The following is a 20,884-nucleotide window of genomic DNA, read 5'->3' on the forward strand; positions in this document are numbered from 1 at the left end:
CAAATTTATGGGCGAGTTATGGCATTTTTTAAAGCAATTTATTCTTTTTTCGCAAAAATCTTGAGCCTTATTTTTGGTAATGTTTCATGGGTGCCGCCTTTTTGGCTAAGACCCATTTGCAAATTATTTTCTCTCATTGGTTGTTTTTTTAAAAGATATACTAAAAGCGCTATCGCAAGTGTATTCGTTCTGATTGTCGCCATTGGTGCAGGAATCGGAGGCTGGATATGGTACCAGAACCAACCGCTGCCCTATATGGTAAGTTATGATTATTCTAATCCACCTTTATCCGATTATGATAAAAAGGGTGTCAAAACCTATCCTTTAACTATCGAATTTTCAGATTCTGTTGCTCCTATTGATAAAGTCAATACAACAATTGAAGAGGGCGTAAGCCTATCACCACAAATCAAGGGTACATGGCATTGGTCTAATGACAAGGTCTTAACTTTTAAGCCGCAACAAGATTGGCCAATTGACCAAAAATATACTGTAAGCCTTGCGCAAAAAGGCTTGTTTACTGACGGCATATTGCTAAAAGATTATAGTTTTGATGTAACCACTAGTCCATTTGCTATTTCGGTTAATAATTCAAAGCTTTATGAAGATCCGCAAGATCCTAATCAAAAGAAGATGGTAGCGGAAATTAAAGCAAGCCACCCAATTGATCAAAAGACTTTTGCAAAACATATATCATTTGAATTATCGCGCGGTCTTACTTATCAAAACAAGACTAATAATAATCCGCAAATTTTCTTTTCTGAAGATGGTTTAACCGCGTCTGTTCAATCAGCAATTTTAAGCATGCCGCTTGAAACCTCTACCGTTAAATTGAAGGTGTCAAAAGGCGTGACGTCAAATCTTGGCGGTAATGCTAGCACTGAGGAATTTAGTGCTAGCATTGATGTACCGGGACGTTATCAGTTAAGTTTTGGTGACGCAAAAATTGATTTTGTGCGCAATAATAATGGTGAGCCAGAGCCGATTTTCATGTTTGAAAGCTCAAAACCGGTAAGCGACACTAACATTGATGGACAAGTGACAGCTTGGGCTTTACCACAGCGTAAAAATGAATCTGGCGATCGCATTAATTGGCGCGACAATGAAATTACCGATAATTTGCTTGCTCGCTCGCGCAAAATTCCACTTATTCAAATTCCTAGTGATAGCGCTCAAAATAGCCTTCATTCATTTAAGCTTAATGCTGAGCCCGGTGTGCAACTTTATGTGCGCATTAATGGCAAAATCCAATCTCAAGGCGGTTATTTATCGCGTGATGCGCAAACACTTTACACATCAAATATGCCCAATTATCCCAAGACTTTGCAATTCATGTCAGAAGGCGCTTTGCTTGGTCTTCGTGGTGAACGCACCCTTGGCGTTATGGCGCAAGGTGTAAGTGGCGCACAAGTTGAAATAGCCCGCGTTCTGCCAAAGCAGCTTCACCATTTGGTTAATCAATTGGATGGTAATTTTGTTCGCCCTGATATGAGCGAAAGCGAATTTGATACTTTAGTCGAGCGCGAAAATATCGATTTTGATCTTCCTGATATTGCCGTCAATAAAATGCAATATAGCTATGTGGATCTTGCTCCTTACCTATCAAGTGAAGATGGACGGCATGGTATTTTTGTGGTGCGCATGAGTGAAAAAGGTAGCTATGATCGCCAAACCCTTGGCGAAGTGACATCAGCGCGTGACATACGCTTTATTGTCGTCACCGATATTGGCATTATTGCCAAGCGCGACAGCAATCGCGGCCATGATATTTTTGTGCAATCCATCGAAACAGGTTTACCAATCGATAATGCCTTGGTGGAAGTTTACGGCGTTAATGGTCTGCCGGTTGCGCAAAGCTATAGCGATGAAACAGGCCATGCTTATTTTGGTGATTTAAGCGAATTATCTCGTGAAAAGCGCCCGCTCATGTATGTGGTCACCAATGGCGAGGATCAATCTTTCTTGCCGATTAATAATGAAGGCCGCCAGCTTGACCTATCGCGCTTTGCTATTGGCGGTTTAATGGCAGATGGCAAAACAGATACATTACGCGCTTTCATGTTTAGCGAGCGCGGCCTTTATCGCCCCGGCGAAACCGTGCATCTTGGCATGATTGTTCGCCGTGATGACTGGCATGGTAACTTGCAAGGCTTGCCTGTTGAGCTTACCATTTATGATCCTGCCCGCCGCGAAGTAAAGACCGAGAAAATGCAGCTATCGGCAGAAGGCTTTGAAAGCTATGATTTTGCGTCCGATCCTGCAATGCCTGCAGGTACCTATACGGCAGAGCTTGAGCTTGCCAACAAAAGTGGTGGCAATTATTCGCTTGGTAGCGTTTCATTTTCTATTCGTGATTTTGAACCAGACCGCATGAAAGTAACAGCTAGTCTTTCGCCAACGCCAATTAAAGGCTGGTTAAAGCCAGAAGAAGTTAAGGCAAGTGTCAAAGCAATGCATCTTTTTGGTGCGCCGGCAGGTGATCGGCGTACAAGCATGACCATGCGCATGGAACCCGCTTTTGTTGGTTTTGATAGCTATCGCGATTATCGTTTCTATCTTGAAAACACCTTGGACGAAAGCCATGTTGAAGACTTGGCAGACCAAAAAACCGATGAAAATGGCATTGCCAATTTTAATCTTGATTTAAACCGCTTTACTGCAAGCGGTTATAAGCTGCAAGTTTTGGCACGGGTTTTTGAAGCTGATGGCGGGCGTAATGTTGCAGCAGACGCAAGCGCCCTTGTTTCCCCAGCTGATTATATGGTGGGTGTAAAGAGTGATGATAATCTTGATTATGTCAATAAGGGTACACAACGGCGCGTCAACTGGCTTGCGGTTAATGCCAATTTGAAGCCAATTGGTATTAATGGCCTTAGACGCGAAGTGGTGGAAGTGCGCTATGTATCGGTATTGGTAAAGCAATATGATGATACCTATCGCTATGCTTCGCGCAAAAAAGAAGTTGTGCTTGAAAATAAACCATTTTCTATTACTGAAAATGGCACAATTGATACACTCGACACCAGCAATCCGGGTGAATTTATTGTTAAAATTAAAAATGGCGATACGGTTTTAAACCAGCTCAATTATAGTGTTGCAGGTGATGCTAACCTATCACGCTCGCTAGATCGTAGCAGCGAACTTACCCTTAAACTTAATAAAACCTCTTATAAGCCGGGCGAATTTATTGAAATTAATATTCGTGCGCCTTATGTCGGAGCAGGTCTCATCACCATCGAGCGTGATAAGGTCTATGCCCATTCTTGGTTTAAAACTGATACAACATCAAGCGTTCAATATATTGAATTGCCTGAGGGGCTAGAGGGCAATGCTTATATTAATGTGCAATTTGTCCGCTCGCCGCAATCGGATGAAATTTTCATGTCGCCACTTTCCTATGGTGTTGCGCCTTTTGCCATTAGTTTAGATAATCGCACGACTAATATTGCGGTTACAACACCAAAGACGGTTGAGCCGGGTGATGATATTGCCATTAAGGTCAACCTTAACCGCCCATCACAAGTGATGGTTTGGGGCGTTGATGAAGGCATTTTGCAAGTGGCACGCTATAGCCAGCCACGGCCATTGGATTTCTTTTTCAAAAAGCGCGCTTTGGAAGTTGAAACCACTCAAATTCTTGATTTGATCTTGCCTGAATTTTCAAAATTATTTTTGGCGGCTTCAGGCGGTGATGATGAAGGGGCGTTGTCCAATCATTTAAATCCATTTAAGCGCAAAAATAAGCCACCTGTTGTCTATTGGAGTGGCATTCAAGATATGCCGAAGGGTGAAAGTGAACTTAATTGGCAAGTGCCTGATTATTTCAACGGTAAAGTACATTTCTTTGCGGTGGCAGTTGATCAAAACCATATTGGTATTGCCCAAAGCTATACGGAAAGTAAGGCACCAATTGTCCTCACCCCAAATGTGCCGGCTTTTGTTGCTCCTGGCGATGTAGTCAATGTGTCAATGGGCGCATTTAGCAATCTAGCTTCGCAAGATGTGGTAAGTTTGACCATTGAGCCAAGTCGGGCTTTCGAGATTATTGGTGACAAGACCCAGCAATTCACTGTTGATCCACTTAAAGAAGCAACCGCTAATTGGCAGTTAAAAGCTTCCAATGATAATGATGGCAACAAATTAGGTGCCCATGATATAAAATTTGTTGCAAAACTCGCTGATGGCCGTAGCTTTACTATGGTTGAAAATGTTTCTGTCCGTCCACTATCTGAACGGCGGGTGCAGCTAAGCGCTAAAATCACCAATGATAAGGTTATAACGCTTGAACCAACACGCAAACTTTATTCGCAATTAAGCAAGGTAGAGGCATCTTTTGGCTATTCACCGCTTAATTGGGCAACCGGCCTTAATCAATATCTTGATAATTATGCCTATGTTTGCACCGAGCAAACCATTTCTAAAACCATGCCATCAATTATTTTTGGCAAAGCAGAAGACAGTGATGCGGCAAAAAATGTCGCCAATACATTGACAATATTAGGCCAACGCATGAATAGTTCTGGTGGTTTAGGGCAATGGAATGCAACACCCGATAGCGATATTTTCGCAACGCTTTATGCGGTTGATTTTATGCTTGATGCGCAAGAGCGTGGTTTTTATGTAGCGAGCCAAAATTTTGAACGCACAAGAGCTTTCTTGAAAGACATTGCAGAAGAACCACCTTTTGAAGGAATGAACGGCTTTCGTTTGCAAGCCTATGCAATTTACTTGTTAAACCGCCAAGCACAAAGCCTTGGCATTAGTCCTAGTTTCAACGAGCTTGCTAATCTTCGCGAGCGACTTGACACTTATTATGAAAAAAAGGATTGGCAAAAAGATACCACCGCTGTTTATATGGCGGCCAGTTATTTGATGTTTAAGCAAAATAAAGAAGCCAATGCCTTGGTAAATTCCATTGATTGGCAATTGCTTAAAAATAATGAAGATAGTCAATATTACTTTGATGATGCTTTAACGCATGATAGCGAAACGATCACCATACTTGGTCGCTATTTCCCTAACCAATTATCAAAAATTCCAAATGAAGTTTGGCAAAAAATTGCCGATAATTTACAAAGCCAACGCTATAATAGTCTTTCATCGGCATTGCTTATTCGTGCAGCATCAATTTACGAAAATTCTGTGCAAAATAGTGGTGCCTCAATCGAAGCTGCTGTCAAACAAAATAATGATCAAACATCAGGTGTAACATTAGAGGGTAGCCCATCAAAAGCCATTTTACCTTTTGATTTTAAATCCTTGACATTAACAAAAAGCCGATCCGACTTACCAGGTTTTGTGCTGTTAAGTGAAGCTGGTTATGATATTAACAAAAGCCAAGAGCCACGCAATAATGGCATTGATATCTTCCATGATTATACCGACCTGAAAGGCAACAAGATTGATAAGGTCAATGTTGGCGATGAATTCTTGGTGCGGGTAAGAATGCGCAGCACAGGGCAAAATTATGTCGGTGATGTCGCGATTGTTGATCTTTTACCAGGTGGTGTTGAACTTGTTTATCGCCAACCCAATCATTCGCAATCTTCTGATGACGATGAAAGTGGTGATGAGAATGGCGATGAGGGTGATGATGGCAATGAATATGATAGTGAAGGCGATGAAGAACAGGCATTGCCAGCCGTTGGCGAGCCAGACCAAAGCGATTGGCAGCCTCACTTTATTGATCCACGTGACGACCGCGTTGTGCTTTACGGCAGCTTAGATAAAGAAGTTGGCACATTTACCTATAAGGTACGCGCTATCAATGCAGGGCAATTTACCATTCCGGCCGCTTTTGCTGAAAGCATGTATAATCCGCAAATTAATGGTGAAGGTGCTATTGGTAAGCTGATTATTGAGGTAAAATAGTAAACCGCATAAATTGCGATAAACCATAACAAAATACGCCATGATGATATCATGGCGTATTTCATATGAAGACTTAAAACTGGTATGGCTTAAATGCGGCGGCGTTTTTTTACAAAATCAAGATTGCGGCGATATTTACGCATTTTTCTTTATAGCTTTGCTTTTTTAAGCTTGGTACTTATCGCGCTGCGCCTTTGGCCGCATACACCGCTTAAAGAACAATTTTCCTATTCAAAGCTTGTTAGCGACCAAAATGGGCAAATTTTGCGCTTAACCTTGAGCAAAGACGATCATTATCGACTTTTTGTGCCGCTTGAAGACATGTCACCGGTAATGGTCGAAGCCATTATGCTAAAAGAGGATCGCTATTTTTATTCCCATTTTGGCGTTAATCCTTTTGCGCTGTTTCGCGCCAGCCTTGCCACTTATATTGGCGGCAATCGCCAAGGCGCGTCCACCCTTACCATGCAATTGGCGCGCAAAATTTACAATATTAATTCGCGTTCAATCTCAGGTAAAACGCAACAAATATTGGCAGCCCTTTGGTTAGAAGCGCGTTACAGCAAAGCGGAGATTTTAGAAGCCTATCTTAATCTTGCGCCAATGGGTGGCAATATTGAAGGCGTGGAAGCAGCCTCGCAAATTTATTTCCATAAATCTGCGCAAAAATTATCCCTAAATGAAGCCCTGGCCTTAGCCGTTATTCCGCAAAGCCCGACAAAACGCGCAAGTTTTGGACTTGAGACCCAAAAAGCGCGGCTATTATTATTAAATGATTGGCGCGACGCCAATAAAAATGATCCGCGCAGTGCGGCATTAAATGATTTACCAATCACTGCTTATACAAGGCGCGATTTGCCATTTTTAGCCCCCCATTATAGCGATTATTTGCTTGCCAATTACCCTGAAGACCAGTTACAGGGCACGCTAGATTTGAAATTGCAAAAGGCAATAGAGGCAATTAATAATGGCTATATTAAAGATCGCAGCCGGGTAGGTATCCGCAATAGCGCAATTTTAATCATTGATAGCCGCGATATGGGCATAAAGACCATGATTGGTTCAGCAGATTTTTTTAATGAAAAAATCCATGGCCAAGTCAATGGCACCATAGCCGCGCGCTCGCCGGGATCAACAGTAAAGCCGTTTTTATATGCTTTGGCGATTGATCAGGGCATTATCCACCCAATGACCATGCTTAAAGATGCGCCAACTATGTTTGGATCATTTCAGCCTGAAAATTTTGATGGCCGTTTTGTCGGGCCACTATCGGCGCAAGAAGCGCTTATCCGTTCGCGCAATGTGCCTGCCGTTTGGCTGGCCAGCAAAACACGAAAACCAAGCCTTTATCAGTTTTTAAAAAATGCCGGCATTACTGGTCTGCGGCCTGAAGAAAGCTATGGACTATCCATCGCCCTTGGTGGCGGTGAAATGAAAATGTTGGAACTTGCCAGCCTTTATGCCAGCCTTGCCAAAGACGGCAAAAGACAGTTTCCGCGCTTTTTAAAAACCGAGCTTTATCATGAGGGTGAGGCACTTATATCACCAGAAGCGAGTTTTATCACCCGCCAAATGCTTTATCAAAACCCGCGTCCTGATGGTTTGCCAAAAGATCGCCGTGGAAAAGATTGGCCTGTTGCATGGAAAACCGGCACATCATGGAGTTACCACGATGCTTGGACAAGTGGCATGATTGGCCCCTATATTGTGGTGGTATGGATTGGCAATTTTGACAATAGCGGCCCTACTGCCTTTATTGGCGTGCGTTCTGCAGCGCCGTTATTCTTTAAAATTGCTGATGCTTTGCCAATTTTAAAGCCTAATGAAAAGCAATTAGTACAATTGTCGCCTAAAAATGTGGTGCGCGTTGATGTTTGTGCAGCCTCTGGCGATCTACCCAATGAATATTGTCCAAAACGAAAGCAAACTTGGTTTATTGCCGGCGTTTCGCCAATTAAAATTTCCAACCTACATCGACCATTAATGATTGATACACGCAGCGGCGAAATTGCCTGCCCACCTTATGATAAGCCCTATATTAAACAACAAATTTTTGAGTTTTGGCCAAGTGATTTAAATGCATTATTTGACACGGCTGGCTTGCCACGGCGTAAACCACCCACGCAAAAAACATGTGGCATTACAGTTAAATCTGACAATATATCCCCACCGCAAATTCGTTATCCGTTGGTGAATGTCACCTATGTTTTAAAACGCGATGATGAAAATGATCATATACGCTTAGAGGCGGACGCGCCGGCCGGCGTAAAACGACTTTATTGGTTTGAAAAAGACCGCTTCCTTGGCGTTGTAACTCCAGGAACAAGCCTTGATTGGCGGCCAAAACAAGCAGGGCGCATGCAATTGCGAGTAAGTGATGAAAATGGCAATACGACCTTGCGTACAATTAATGTCAATTTTAATTAAATTTGTTAAAAATTAAAATATTTTATTTGCCATTAATACAAAATACTAAATTTTAAGAGCGTTCAACAATAAAGAGACGTGCTTTAGATGTATAAAAGCAAGCAAGTGCTATTTACAATTTTTACCTTATGGCATTTACATTAAATCTGTGCATATGAGCCAGTGTAAAACAGCTTTGTTATTGGTTAAATAATAGGGATTAAAAATGAGCCGTATTTTAAAATTTGTAATGAATATTTTTTTCATTGCCATTAACGGCGCAATTGCTTTTGTTTTTATCTATTATCCCGATCATCATGTCACGCGTCTAAAAGCCGATCTTGGCGACAGTCATGCCCAAGTTAAACTTGGTATGCTATATTATACGGGTGATACTGTCAGCCAAGATTATGACATAGCAAGGCACTGGTTTACGCTTGCGGCAGAGCATAATAATGCTCAGGCACAATTCAACTTGGGTGTTATGTATAAGCAAGGGCTAAGCTTTGCCCAAGATGATGCCAAAGCTCGCGAATGGTATGAGCGTGCGGCTAAACAAAACGACCCAAACGCCCAAAACAATTTAGCTTTGCTCTATGTGAATGGTCAAGGTGGCGCAAAAGACATAGAAAAGGCGATTGAATTGTTTAAAAGCGCCGCTAATCAAGGTCAAGCTAACGCGCAATTGCAGCTTGGCAGCTTCTATTATAGTGGAAGCGGTGTTGAAAAAAATTTTAACGAGGCGTTTAAGTGGTTTGAATTAGCAGCAAAACAAGGTTATGCACCGGCGCAATTTATTATGGGCGTTATCTATGATGAAGGCGATGGCGTTGCACAAGATTATGCCAAGGCGCGCGTGTGGTATGAGCGTGCGGCTAACCAAAATGACCCAGACGCCCAAAACAATTTGGCTTTGCTCTATTTGAATGGTCGAGTTGGTGCAAAAGACACAGAAAAGGCGATTGAATTGTTTAAAAGCGCCGCCAATCAAGGTCATGTTGACGCACAACTGAGCTTGGCGCAATTATATTATGACGGCAAAGGGGTACGCCAAAATTACAGTGAAGCTTTTAAGTGGTTTGAACTTGCAGCACGCCAAGGCAATTCTAAAGCACAATTTTATTTAGGCTATATGTATGAAGAGGGCGATGGCGTTGCACAAGATTATACCAAGGCGCGTGAATGGTATGAGCGTTCGGCTAGCCAAGATGACAGGAATGCAAAAAATGCTTTGGCATTGCTTTATATTAATGGCAATGGCGTGCCAAAAAACCTAGAAAAAGCCATTGAATTATTTGAAAAGTCAGCCAATCAAGGTAGCCTTTCGGCACAAATAAATTTAGCGCGATTATATTATGAAGGCCAGATGGTTCCGCAAAACTATGATACGGCAAAAAAATGGCTTTCTATGGCGGCAAACAAAGGCCATGCCGCATCGCAATTAAATCTTGGTAATTTATATTATGAAGGTAAAGGTGGAAAGATTGACAAGGCGGAAGCGATAAAATGGATAAAGCAAGCGGCAGATCAAGATTTTGGACCAGCCATTCAAAAATTAAAACAAATTGAGCCTTAATTTTACAAGATTTTTCCGGTAATCGTGTCGATATTGACCTCAATCTAGTAAATATTACCTAATTGCCAATCTGCTATTTGGAATAGGCAATTGATAATAAAGTAGATAAAATACAAATAATATTTAAATATTTATACTCTAACGTCATCAGTAATAAAGTCTATGCTAATGTATTGATTTTTCGGGTATTTTTATTTTTGATGAAGCTATATCCAATTCTTGTGCTAAATTTAAATCATCTTCGTTTCATGGAGTGATAAAATGAAAAGAACATTAGCACTAACTGCAATTGCAATGATAATTTCTAGTCCACTATCTGCCAAGACATGGGTTTTAACCAGTACTGAGAACAATATTGAAGCAGGCAATTGGCAAATTTCCAGTCAAGACTTGGCTATCAAGGATAAAGAATTCACGGTTGAGCAAAAACTTCTCCATGGTGGCAAACAAGAAGGCAGCAAGATTATAACCATCACGAGTAAAGATGGGCTTACAATAACGCTTATTCCGACACGAGGCATGAATTTATTGCGTGTTGAAGGTTTTAATACGCGCATGGGATGGGATTCACCGGTTAAGGAAGTGGTTAATCCAGCTTTTATAAATCTTGAAAGTAGAAATGGCGTTGGCTGGCTTGAAGGTTTTAACGAAATGATGGTTCGTTGTGGCTTTGAATGGACGGGCCACCCAGTAACTACAGATGGCCAAATTTACACATTACACGGTAAAGCTGGCAATACACCAGCTTCACAGGTTGAAGTTGAAATTGATGAAAAAGCCCCTTATGAAATCCGTATTCGTGGCCTGGTCAAAGAAAGCACATTTAAAAAAGCAGATTTACAAACTATGACAGAGTTGCGCTATATACCGGGCAGCAATAGTTTTACCCTTCATGATGTTTTAACCAACCATGCTGATTATCCTCATGATTATCAAATCATCTATCACAGCAATTTTGGTACACCTTTGCTCGAAGAAGGGGCGCGTTTTATCGCACCAATGACAAAAATTAGCCCATTCAATGATTATGCAAAGGCAGGTTTGAAAACATGGCAAGATTTTGCCGGCCCAACAAAAGACTTTGACGAAATGGTGTTTAATATTGAACCACTTGCCGATAAAGACCATAAAACCATTGCAGCCGTGATTAATAAAGCCGGCGATAAGGGCGCGGCTATTCAATTTGATATTCGTGAATTGCCTGTTTTAACCCTTTGGAAAAATACAGATACGCAAAAACAAGGCTATGTAACAGGGATTGAACCTGGAACAAGCTATGCTTATCCAGTAACGATTGAAAGGGAGCAAAAGCGCGTCAAGCAATTACAAGCCGGTGAAAGTACTATTTTTGACTTAACTTATACAGTGCTTCATAATAGTGAGCAGGTGAAAGACACTGAAGAAAAAATTAAAAATATTCAAGGCGATGTTCAAATTATTGAAAGCGATACGCCAATCGCCACAGAATAACATGAGTAAAATAATATTAAAGCTTTTTGCCACGAATTGAACAACGCAATTAGAGCATGTTGACAAGAGTTTATTTCAATTGAGCGTGCTCTAATTATTGATTTTATGTATTTGTGAAAGCAAATAATGGCATATTTTCAAAAACATTCGGCGCAAAACCTGTTAATGCAAACGAAATGCTATGGAGAAATTACCATCAGTAAAACCTGTCTATTTGAAATTTTAAGATAGGTTTAAAATTTAAAATAGCCAAATTTGGTCGTTTGATTGTTTATTTTGTCATGGAAGAGTTTTCCAAGATCAAAATCATCTGCCATGACCAATTTGATCTTGGAATTATCGCGACCTAAAATTTTAACGCATTAATTGCGCATAAAACAATATATTCTTTCAAAGTTAAAAGTTGTTTTTTCAAAAATAATAGCTGCTTTAATTCAAACCAAAATTATTGATATGTTCGCGTTTTACCCTAGCAAAAGCTAAATTATTCACCCAATTGCTTTAAGGCTCGATATGCATCCTCATCACCTTGTTGAGCCGCAAGCTTGAATAGTTTAATCGCTTCTATTTTATCACTGGCGTACAAAATAACACCAAGATTATATTGCGCTGCAGCATAGTCTTGACTGGCAGCACGCTTGTACCATTTGATGGCTTCCGCCTTATCTTGTTCAACGCCTTGACCATTTTCATAGGCAACGCCAAGGATATATTGAGATGCAGCATAGTTTTGTTCGGATGAACGTGTAAACCACTTTATTGCTTCCGCATTATTTTGATTAACTCCATCTCCATCAAGATAAGCGCGAGCCAGATTATATTGAGCTCTTGCATGGCCTTGTTCGGCAGATAAACGCAACCATTTTACGGCTTCAAACGGATCACGTTCAACGCCAAAACCAGTTAAATAGGCAAGTCCTAAATTATTTTGGGCCGTTGCAGATCCTTGTTCTGCTGCAAGGCGCAACCATTTTATCCCCTCAGCCTTATCTTGTGCAACACCTTCACCCTTAAGATACATCGTGCCCAAACTATATTGGGCATTAACATCACCTTGCTCGGTTTTTTTATGAAGATCTATAATAGTTTCATTGCTGTAACCAAAATTGACAAGCAACATACTTGCCATTGCTATTAATAAAATTTTGATTATGTGCGTTTTCAATGACAACTCCTATAGCGGTTTAATAACCATAATGGCTTTAGATTTATACCTTATTTACCCAATTGTTTTAACGTATCTTGGGCAAATCCATGGCCTTGAGCCGCCGCAAGCTGAAACCATTTAACAGCTTCATCCATATTTTTTTCCACCCCTTCGCCATGCATATAATTACAACCAAGGTTAAATTGCGCATCAGCATATCCTTGATCGGCAGACCGCCTATACCACTTTGCCGCCTCAACCTTATCCATGTTGACGCCCATTCCATTATAATAGATAATTCCTAGATTATATTGAGATTTAGCATCCCCTTGCTCGGCAGCAAGTTTAAATAGCTTAATCCCCTGCTCTCTATCCTTATTAACCCCTTCGCCAAAGAAATATATGTTTGCTAAAGCAAATTGCGCATCGACATAGCCCTGATCTGCGGCAAGTTTAAACCACTTTATGGCTTCCTGGGTATTTTTAACTTCACCCTCACCCGTTAAATAGGCGGTAGCAACATTATATTGAGATCGAACTTCGCCTTGTTCTGCTGCTCGTTTAAACCATTTTACAGCTTCCAGCTTATTCATTTCAACGCCATCACCAAGCAAATATTTAACCGCTAAATTAAATTGAGCTTTTGAAAACCCTTGATCGGCTGAAAGGCGATACCATTTAACAGCTTGCACCTTATCTTGTGCAATGGCTTTGCCGATATCATAGGCTGCCCCCATTTCAAATTGAGCAATTGCATCGCCCTGCTCGGCTTTTTGGCGAAAATCTGCAATAAGGTCGTTACTGTGAGCAAAATTGACGAAAAACATACTGGCTATTGCAATAAAAAAAAGTTTTATAATCGGCGTTTTCAATAACCGCTCCTATAGATGTTTAGGGGCAGCCCCCAAATAGATAATCTGTTTTTAGTTACAGCAATAGCACTAATTATTTAAATACTATGCCAGCTTATCGAGCAAATCGGCGTAAAGCAAGTTTGGCATCAGTATCGCCCTGTTCAGCCGCTAGCTTAAACCATTTGATAGCTTCGGCTCTGTTTCTTTTTACGCCCTCACCATTTATATAGCTAACACCAAGAGTATATTGAGCGTCAGCATCGCCTTGTTCAGCCGCAAGCATAAACCATTTAATCGCTTCCACCTTATCTTGTTTAACGCCCTCACCATCTCTTAGACAAATACCATAATTATATTGACCATCTGAATCGCCCTGCTCTGCAGCAAGCTTAAACCATTTTGCTGCTTCTACTTTATTCTTTTCAACGCCTTCGCCATTGTCATAAGCAATACCTAAATTATATTGGGCTTCGGGTGAATCTTGCTCAGCTGCAAGTTTAAACCATTTTACCGCTTCTGCTTTATCCTCTTCAACACCCGCACCTTCATAAAATGCAACGCCAAGGTTGTATTGAGCGTCCATATCGCCTTGTTCTGCAGAAAGCCGATACCATTTTACCGCTTCTTCCTTATTTTCTTCAACACCTTGACCATTATCATAAGCAATACCTAAATTATATTGGGCTGCGGCATCACCTTGATCGGCAGCAAGCCGAAACCATTTTACTGCCTCGACCTTGTCTTCTGTCACGCCATCGCCATCATATAAAGCATTGCCTAGATCAAATTGCGCTTTAACATCGCCTTGCTCAGCTTTTTGACGAAGATCAGTAATTGAGTCACCGCTATAGCCAAAATTAACAAGAAAAATACTTGTCATTGCAATTAAAATAAATCGAATAATCGTCATTTTCAAATGATAGCTCCCGCTTTAGTGTTTAAGAGATAGGAATGTCTTATTTATATGTGATGTTTCTCACTATCGTAATAGTTTAACTAATCGCTAAACTATTACCTTAAAAAATATACATATGGCAAGTTGATAAATTGATATGAAGTTGTGGTAAATCTATGAATAAAGCAAATATATATCGCTTTTTTGCTATATTATAATCATAAGGAGGTAATTGACTATTGCAGCTTTTGGGTGGGGGCTATTGCTGCTTGTAAATATAGCACGTGACCCTAGATGCTGTTTTATTTATACTTGGCAATAAATTGAAAAAACCAATAATGTCCCTCATCCAACATATTTTTATAGGCGCATGGTTTGAATTAAACATTGTCTATATAATGATTTAATATTTTGTTATTTAGAATGGTAAGAAAAAATAAACAAGATTGATTGGGAGGCATTTTGATCTTTAGAATTTTAGCACTTTTATTTGTAACTAGTTTTGTTCATTTGGCGACGATTTCCTTTGCACCTGCAAATCAACAAGACGAGATTGAACAAATGGATAATGTTGAAGAGCCAGATGCTGCGGTTATGCAAAAACTTGCCGAGTTGGAGGAAGAAGCCAAGAAAGGCGATGTTGTGGCACAATTTGCCCTTGCCGATTTTTATGCAGATGGCATGGTCATTAAGCAAGATTTTGTAAAAGCTTTTTTTTGGTTTCAAAAGGCTGCCGAGCAAGGCGATGCTTATGCACAAAACCGTTTGGCGCTATTATATGTTACAGGGCAAGGTACTAACCAAGACGATCAAATGGCTTTGCATTGGTTTTTAAAGTCGGCCAATAATGGTTTTCCCGCGAGTAAAAATAATCTTGGTCGCATGTATGAAGAAGGAATTGGTGTTGCACAAAATTTTAACCGCGCAGCAAAATGGTATGAAGAAGCCGCCAAAGCGGGTTCGCCGCTCGGACAAGCTAATCTTGCTTATATGTATCAACAAGGTTATGGCGTAGAAAAAAATTTACAATTGGCCTATATGTGGGCACATATTGCTGGCCAAAATGACCAAAATTTTGTTGGGCGCGCGCAGGAAATAGAAAATTCTTTAAACGACTTGCAAAAGCAACAAGTTGAAAAGGCGATACAGCGTTGTTTACAATCCAATTATAAAAGTTGTGACCTTTAATCATTATTTTAAAAGACAATGTTTTTGGTGTTAAATTAGCCGTAATTCTATTCAATAAGCAAAAATCATCTAGCCTAATAAAATATTGGAAAATCCATGAAAACAATCCATGAAATGGGAAAATATCAACAAAAGCGCCGCTATGTTATTGGCATTATCATTGTGCTTTTAATCTTTGCCTTATTATTTATACGCTCTTCATGGTACGGCCATATGCATGAATATATTGAAGCTTTTGGTCTTAGCTTCATTGTTTTTGCAATTATTGGTCGTTTGTGGTGCACACTTTATATTGGAGGTCGCAAAAGTGCTGAAATTGTTGCCATTGGCCCTTACTCAATGAGCCGCAATCCGCTTTATGTCTTTAGTACTATTGGTGCTATCGGCATTGGTGCGCAAACCGGTAGCTTAATATTAGCTTTGGTCATGGGGCTATTATGTTATTTGGCTTTTTTACGGGTTATTCTAGTAGAAGAAAAATTTTTACGAGGTAATTTTGGTGCACTTTATCAACAATATTGCCAAAAAGTACCGCGTTTTTTTCCTAAGTTTTCGCTTTTTCAAGATGCAATAGAATTAACCGTCAAACCAGACCGGCTTTATCGAACTTTTGGTGATGGTCTCGTTTTCTTCATTGCTTATCCTGTGTTTGAATTTATTGAATATTTGCAAGACAGCCAAATTTTACCAGTATTATTCTATATGTACTAAACACATAATTCTTATTTGCAAAATTTGGTATAAAGTTGCCTAACATGGCACTTAAGTAAAATAAGTAAAAATGTAGGGACTACGGTCCCTACTTATGCCTTTTGTTGATCTTACTTAACCTCTTTGTCATAACAATAATGGATGCTTAGCATGAATTTCTTGGGTTTAATCCCTTTCCATCGCTTTACGAATTAATACTTTTTCTTGAAAATCAAGCCAATATGCTTTGTCATAATTATCAAGCAGGTTATAAAGTGCCATGCTACCTTTTTAAAAACCACAATGGTTTCTAAATCTTCAAAAATGTCGTCCTGTTGCACAGTTTTATTTTGCATAATACCCCGCAATTTGAACGGTGTTTGGCTAACTATTTTCCGTATTATCAGATAATAGAAAAAATTAAGAGCACGTTTGCAAGTTCGATGCAACGTGCTCTATTTTTATACAAGGCTAGACAGTTTATAACCGACCATAGTCAAATTTGTTATTCAGCCGGCCATTTACGTTCGCCTTTAATGACCTCAGCACTCATTTCTAATGATGTTTTGCCTTCAAAATTAGGATAGTGCTTTTCCATAGCAGCAATAAGCTCCTTGCTATCTTTGGCTTTTGCCGCCTCCTCCTCAAACGCTTTCAAATAATCACGGGTAAATTGTACAGATGCAATGGTAAATGGCTTGCTACCATCCTTATTGTCAACAAAATGCCCCGGAACGACCATTTGTGGTTTTAATGTTTCAATCTCATCAAGAATTTTAATCCAATTAGCTCTTGCTTCTTGGCTTTGAGTATCTGCCATCCAAACATGCTCATTTGCCATAACAATGACACCGCCAACAACCGCCTTATTATCGGCAATCCACAATGCTGTACGCTCTGGTGCTGGACCATCAAGTCCAATTACTTTAATCTCATGACCATCCAAGTTAAGTGTGTCGCCGTTCAAAGCTTCTGGCACTATAGTCGTTTTAGGTGCGTTTTGCGCTAAAATATCTTTCCAAAAAGCCAATTTTCCATCTTTACTAGCTTCAATCAATGCAACGGTTTGCGGTGTTGCAAGGATTTTTACATCAGGAAAAGCCGCTTTGATAGTTTCTAAACCAAAATAGTAATCTGGATCGCTATGGCTAATGAACACCGTTTTTAATGGCTTGCCGGTTGCTTTGATCTGCTCAACCAGATTTGCTGCATCAGCGGTTGAAAACTGGGCATCAATCAGCATAACTTCGCTTGGTCCAGTAAGTATTTCTGACGATACAGCAAAAACACCCTTATCGCCAGGATTATAAACGGAAATATCAAGTTTGCCCTTATCACTAGCATTTGCGGTAAAAACGCTAAAAATGGTAAAAAACATGGCAATTAAGCCACAAAAAATTCGGGTGATCATGCTCATGCAGTTTTCCTTTAAAAAAATAACTATCAGTTTAAAGGATTTTTAAAAAGCTGTGAAGCTATTACCGTTTTTAAAAGCCATAAAACAAAGATTTGCACATTTCAAAGCTTATGATCAATTGAAAGTTCGCAAGTAAATTAAGTTCTCTATTTATAATTAAGGGTAAAATCAGTCATTTAAATGTGAATAGAAAGCAAAAAAATAACAGCTTATTATCTTTCAAAATACATTTATAATGATAGAGTATTTTCATTGTTAATTTTATTAACTTTCAATCAGCGTTTTTTTATGACGCATTATTGACTTAAGCTTTGATGAAAAGGCAAATAAAATGGATAGAGCTCAGGTTTTTGCATATGTGCAAAAAAAATATCAAACGATTGAGGAATATCCCTGGCAAAAATACCCAGAATATGCGGTTTTACGGCATAAGGATAACAGCAAATGGTATGGCATTATATTGAATGTACCGCGCGAAAAAATCGGTCTTGAAGGCGCAGGAGATATAGATGTTCTCGATGTCAAATGTGATCCTGCATTGATAGAGCACTTAAGCCATGCGCCAGGCTTTATCCCAGCTTATCATATGAATAAAGATCATTGGATTGGCATTTTACTTGATGGTACTTTGTCGGCTGAAGATGTAAGCAATCATATTGATAAAAGCTTTGAGCTTACGCAATAGTTAGATCACTATATAATAAATTTTGTTAGATCATCGGGCATTGTTCCTCCTAGTTCGGTTTGCTTCCATGTTTGTGCATAGTGCTTAAAAAAGCGAAGATTGACTAAGTTATTGTCTTGTATGAATTGAAGGCGTTGTTTTGCTTCAATTATATTTTGGGCAGCGGCTTTTTCATAATATTCGATCGCTTTTTTCATGTTAAGCGTAAAGAATGGACCATTTTCATGAAGTGGTCCTAATTGATACAACGCCTTAGCATGACCTTTTGCCACCGCTTTGCGATAAAGTTCTGCCCTTCAATTAAAGGTAAATCACCTGCTGATACCCGATGAAAGCGAGAAATAGATGCGTCTAACTGGACCAAACCATATTGAATGACCAAGCCAAAATTAAATTCTACCAATGTCGATTGTTGGTTTAACGCCCTTCGATAATAACGGGCAGCAAGTACGGCGTTTGCTTCCATCCCTTGGCCTGTTTGATAAAGTCAACCAAGAACCGCCTCCCCCATTGGATCACCTTGTTTTGCAGTTTTTGAACCATTTTGCAGCAATTTTTTCATTTCGCTGAAAACTGCCAAAGCCATGAAGATAATACAACCAATAATATTTTGATGATGAATATGGCCTTGATTGGCTAATTTTAAAAACCACGCAAAAGCTAGGTTCTTATCTTCCTTTACACCAATCCCATCGATATATGCACGGCTAAGCCAATTATAGGCTTTTAAATTTTGGTGGTTGGCGCCCCGTTGAAAAAGGTTCAGCGCCTTTTTAAGATCTTGTTTAACCACGATATCTTGATAATAAAACCCACCAAGTTCAACCTCCGCAGCAATATTATCGACAGCATCCCCCAATTTTGCTTTTTAAAAATGATAACAAGGCGATTTTCCAACATATTTAATGATATGAATGAAAAAAAAAGCAATATAAATACTATAATTGAATATTTTAAAGCAGGTATATAATAAAATGTCATTTTAAACTCTTAAATACTGCCTTTACTATTCTATGATTTATCGTTCCTCACAACTGGATTGCCGAGCTATTTTATCCAATTATGTAAAACATATTCATCTTTTTGGCTTCCCACACGCTTAACATTCTAATCTTTACAAATTAATTGTTTTACGGCAAATTTGATTACTATATTTTTTTATTACTATATTTAAAGTACGTGAGAAAAATATGAAATATTTTGCACGACCTATGGTTAAAAATAGCGCATATATTTCTAATCGACGTGATATGTTTTGAGGGGTTTTATGAAAAAAATTTGTATTACTATCGGACTTTTTTGGCTTGCATGCCTTTATTTGTCCACTGCTTTTGCGCAAGATAGTATATTGATCTTTGAGGATGATATAGTCAAATGGCAAGCACAGGATGGAGCAAAAATTTATCGCTTTAATGATATCACAATTAAAGTTACCCCCTCATCAAGTGATGATGATTTTAAAGTGCGTTTTGATATTAGTAAGCCCAATGCAAAAGCCCTTACCTTTGAGGATTATGGCCGCATCGGCAATATTAGTTTAGCGCGCTTTAGCGAAGGTGCTGATTATAATATTGTTCTATCAATCTTTAGTGGTGGCGCCCATTGTTGCAGTGAAGTTTATGTCGTAGATTATAGTAATGGTGCAAAGCTAATTAATGTTGGTTCGTTTGATGGGGACATTATGCTGCCAAAAGATATTGATGGTGATGGTTTAATGGAATTTATCACCTATGACAGCAGATTTTTTATGTTTTCAGCCTATGCAGGGGCTATGCCACCAATGCAAATATTAACCATTGATAATGGTGCTGTACGCAATGTTACCAAAGATGAGCGTTTTATTCCTGCCCATGAAAATTATTTCAAAATCCAATCTATTGCTTGCAACGGCATGGTAAAGGAAAATACCGGTGCATGCGCCGGCTTGCTTGGAACGGCGGCCTTGCTTGGTGTTTTTGATTCAACTCTGCAAATGTTAGACTTTGATAGCCCGGGGCAAGAACCTGCAAATTCGATGGCGCCCTATTCTGTTTGCAATGATGCGCAATGCAAGCAACCAAAGACATTTAATGATGAAAAATCAGCTTTTATTCATGCTATGAGTGTTTGGGGCTATCAACCTAGCCAATATAGCGAAAATAAGGATTTGACAGCCTTTGTCACGCGCTTAAAGGATAAACAATTTGGCGAGAATAGTGACGCCTGCATGGACGGCCCAGCATCACTTAAAACAATTACCACCAATAACCGCCATATTGTTTATGAGCTTTCGCGTTATGAAGCTGGTTGTGCCTTTGAAAATGGTGCTATTATTGGCAATAGTCTTATGGCAAAGGCTGTTTGTATGGGAGAAGGGGAACCTGCTTGGCTTGAAAACCATATTTATAATTATGATGGTAATATTTTGGCACTTTCGTCTTTCACCTCGACCCGATTTGAAGATATTTATGTGCAAAATATGAAGCCGTGCGGCAATTAAGCCGGTGAAAGAAAAATTGGGTTTTAACCCTAGATCGAACAGTCTTGCTGGCTTGTAAATCAAAGCAAGCATATTTTCAATATTTACAAAAATAAAAATGGTAAGATCAAAGTTGATGGCAAACTATTGGTTTTACCGTTTAGGATTAAAAGAAGTAGGTAAAGTTTAGAAAATTTAAATTATTACATAACCACCAGAGGTTTTGG

15 protein-coding genes are annotated in these 20,884 nt (G+C 39.5%); 8 read left to right on the plus strand and 7 right to left on the minus strand.

The window, feature by feature from the left end:
- Window positions 1-18: 18 nt before the first annotated feature.
- The 4 genes from N6B01_RS14260 to N6B01_RS14275 all read left to right on the plus strand — a co-directional run bounded on the left by N6B01_RS14260 (window position 19) and on the right by N6B01_RS14275 (window position 11,323).
- Complete coding sequence (locus N6B01_RS14260; RefSeq protein WP_262080709.1) at window positions 19-5,871, plus strand: alpha-2-macroglobulin; 5,853 nt, start codon at window positions 19-21, stop codon at window positions 5,869-5,871.
- A 93-nt stretch (window positions 5,872-5,964) separates the two neighbouring features.
- The gene (gene pbpC, locus N6B01_RS14265) at window positions 5,965-8,298 is read left to right on the plus strand and encodes a penicillin-binding protein 1C (RefSeq protein WP_262080710.1); all 2,334 of its coding nucleotides are present in this window, start codon (window positions 5,965-5,967) and stop codon (window positions 8,296-8,298) included.
- A 205-nt stretch (window positions 8,299-8,503) separates the two neighbouring features.
- Window positions 8,504-9,853: an SEL1-like repeat protein gene (locus N6B01_RS14270; protein ID WP_262080711.1), complete on the plus strand. Its 1,350-nt coding sequence runs from the start codon at window positions 8,504-8,506 to the stop codon at window positions 9,851-9,853.
- A gap of 261 nt (window positions 9,854-10,114) precedes the next feature.
- Window positions 10,115-11,323, plus strand: coding sequence for an aldose 1-epimerase family protein (locus N6B01_RS14275; protein WP_262080713.1), 1,209 nt, complete (start codon window positions 10,115-10,117; stop codon window positions 11,321-11,323).
- 484 nt (window positions 11,324-11,807) lie between these two features.
- On the opposite strand, the gene N6B01_RS14280 is transcribed toward N6B01_RS14275, so the two are convergent.
- From N6B01_RS14280 to N6B01_RS14290, 3 genes are all read right to left on the minus strand, one after another.
- Window positions 11,808-12,488: a tetratricopeptide repeat protein gene (locus tag N6B01_RS14280; RefSeq protein WP_262080714.1), complete on the minus strand. Its 681-nt coding sequence runs from the start codon at window positions 12,486-12,488 to the stop codon at window positions 11,808-11,810.
- A 50-nt stretch (window positions 12,489-12,538) separates the two neighbouring features.
- Window positions 12,539-13,342, minus strand: a complete 804-nt coding sequence (locus N6B01_RS14285) for a tetratricopeptide repeat protein (protein WP_262080715.1) — start codon at window positions 13,340-13,342, stop codon at window positions 12,539-12,541.
- Window positions 13,343-13,436: 94 nt separating this feature from the next.
- Window positions 13,437-14,234 carry a tetratricopeptide repeat protein gene (locus tag N6B01_RS14290; RefSeq protein WP_262080716.1) on the minus strand — a complete coding sequence of 266 codons (798 nt, stop codon included), beginning with the start codon at window positions 14,232-14,234 and terminating at the stop codon, window positions 13,437-13,439.
- A gap of 447 nt (window positions 14,235-14,681) precedes the next feature.
- On the opposite strand from N6B01_RS14290, the gene N6B01_RS14295 reads away from it, so the two are divergent.
- Entirely contained in the window at window positions 14,682-15,407 is a 726-nt protein-coding gene (locus N6B01_RS14295; protein ID WP_262080717.1) for a tetratricopeptide repeat protein, read from the plus strand.
- A 96-nt stretch (window positions 15,408-15,503) separates the two neighbouring features.
- The gene (locus N6B01_RS14300) at window positions 15,504-16,118 is read left to right on the plus strand and encodes a methyltransferase family protein (RefSeq protein WP_262080718.1); all 615 of its coding nucleotides are present in this window, start codon (window positions 15,504-15,506) and stop codon (window positions 16,116-16,118) included.
- Between the two features lie 484 nt (window positions 16,119-16,602).
- Here N6B01_RS14300 and N6B01_RS14305 read toward each other — a convergent pair whose 3' ends face one another.
- Entirely contained in the window at window positions 16,603-17,514 is a 912-nt protein-coding gene (locus N6B01_RS14305) for an MBL fold metallo-hydrolase (RefSeq protein WP_410007271.1), read from the minus strand.
- 331 nt (window positions 17,515-17,845) lie between these two features.
- On the opposite strand from N6B01_RS14305, the gene N6B01_RS14310 reads away from it, so the two are divergent.
- Window positions 17,846-18,199: an MmcQ/YjbR family DNA-binding protein gene (locus tag N6B01_RS14310; protein WP_262080719.1), complete on the plus strand. Its 354-nt coding sequence runs from the start codon at window positions 17,846-17,848 to the stop codon at window positions 18,197-18,199.
- An 8-nt stretch (window positions 18,200-18,207) separates the two neighbouring features.
- Here N6B01_RS14310 and N6B01_RS14315 read toward each other — a convergent pair whose 3' ends face one another.
- From N6B01_RS14315 to N6B01_RS14325, 3 genes are read right to left on the minus strand one after another with little or no spacing between them, the layout of a single operon-like run.
- Window positions 18,208-18,471 (minus strand): SEL1-like repeat protein, encoded by a 264-nt coding sequence (locus N6B01_RS14315; protein ID WP_262080720.1) that lies wholly within the window; start codon window positions 18,469-18,471, stop codon window positions 18,208-18,210.
- On the minus strand, window positions 18,435-18,665 hold the full coding sequence (locus N6B01_RS14320; RefSeq protein ID WP_262080721.1) for a hypothetical protein: 231 nt from the start codon (window positions 18,663-18,665) through the stop codon (window positions 18,435-18,437). Before N6B01_RS14320 ends, N6B01_RS14315 begins: the two co-directional genes overlap by 37 nt.
- A 21-nt stretch (window positions 18,666-18,686) precedes the next feature.
- Window positions 18,687-19,058 carry a tetratricopeptide repeat protein gene (locus tag N6B01_RS14325; RefSeq protein WP_262080722.1) on the minus strand — a complete coding sequence of 124 codons (372 nt, stop codon included), beginning with the start codon at window positions 19,056-19,058 and terminating at the stop codon, window positions 18,687-18,689.
- Between the two features lie 408 nt (window positions 19,059-19,466).
- Between N6B01_RS14325 and N6B01_RS14330 the strand changes: the two genes are divergently transcribed.
- A complete protein-coding gene (locus tag N6B01_RS14330) occupies window positions 19,467-20,678 on the plus strand; it encodes a hypothetical protein (RefSeq protein WP_262080723.1) in 1,212 nt (403 codons plus the stop codon).
- Window positions 20,679-20,884 lie beyond the last annotated feature (206 nt).

The sequence above is a fragment of the Bartonella sp. HY406 genome (assembly GCF_025449315.1).
In the GTDB taxonomy this organism is placed as follows: Bacteria; Pseudomonadota; Alphaproteobacteria; order Rhizobiales; family Rhizobiaceae; genus HY038.

Bases quoted from the DNA above. Each gene is read 5' to 3' on its own strand.
- N6B01_RS14260 (WP_262080709.1), top strand. From the start codon at position 19: ATGGCATTTTTTAAAGCAATTTATTCTTTTTTCGCAAAAATCTTGAGC.
- pbpC (WP_262080710.1), top strand. From the start codon at position 5,965: ATGCGGCGGCGTTTTTTTACAAAATCAAGATTGCGGCGATATTTACGC.
- N6B01_RS14270 (WP_262080711.1), top strand. From the start codon at position 8,504: ATGAGCCGTATTTTAAAATTTGTAATGAATATTTTTTTCATTGCCATT.
- N6B01_RS14275 (WP_262080713.1), top strand. From the start codon at position 10,115: ATGAAAAGAACATTAGCACTAACTGCAATTGCAATGATAATTTCTAGT.
- N6B01_RS14290 (WP_262080716.1), bottom strand. From the start codon at position 14,234: ATGACGATTATTCGATTTATTTTAATTGCAATGACAAGTATTTTTCTT.
- N6B01_RS14300 (WP_262080718.1), top strand. From the start codon at position 15,504: ATGAAAACAATCCATGAAATGGGAAAATATCAACAAAAGCGCCGCTAT.
- N6B01_RS14305 (WP_410007271.1), bottom strand. From the start codon at position 17,514: ATGAGCATGATCACCCGAATTTTTTGTGGCTTAATTGCCATGTTTTTT.
- N6B01_RS14310 (WP_262080719.1), top strand. From the start codon at position 17,846: ATGGATAGAGCTCAGGTTTTTGCATATGTGCAAAAAAAATATCAAACG.
- N6B01_RS14320 (WP_262080721.1), bottom strand. From the start codon at position 18,665: ATGGAAGCAAACGCCGTACTTGCTGCCCGTTATTATCGAAGGGCGTTA.
- N6B01_RS14330 (WP_262080723.1), top strand. From the start codon at position 19,467: ATGAAAAAAATTTGTATTACTATCGGACTTTTTTGGCTTGCATGCCTT.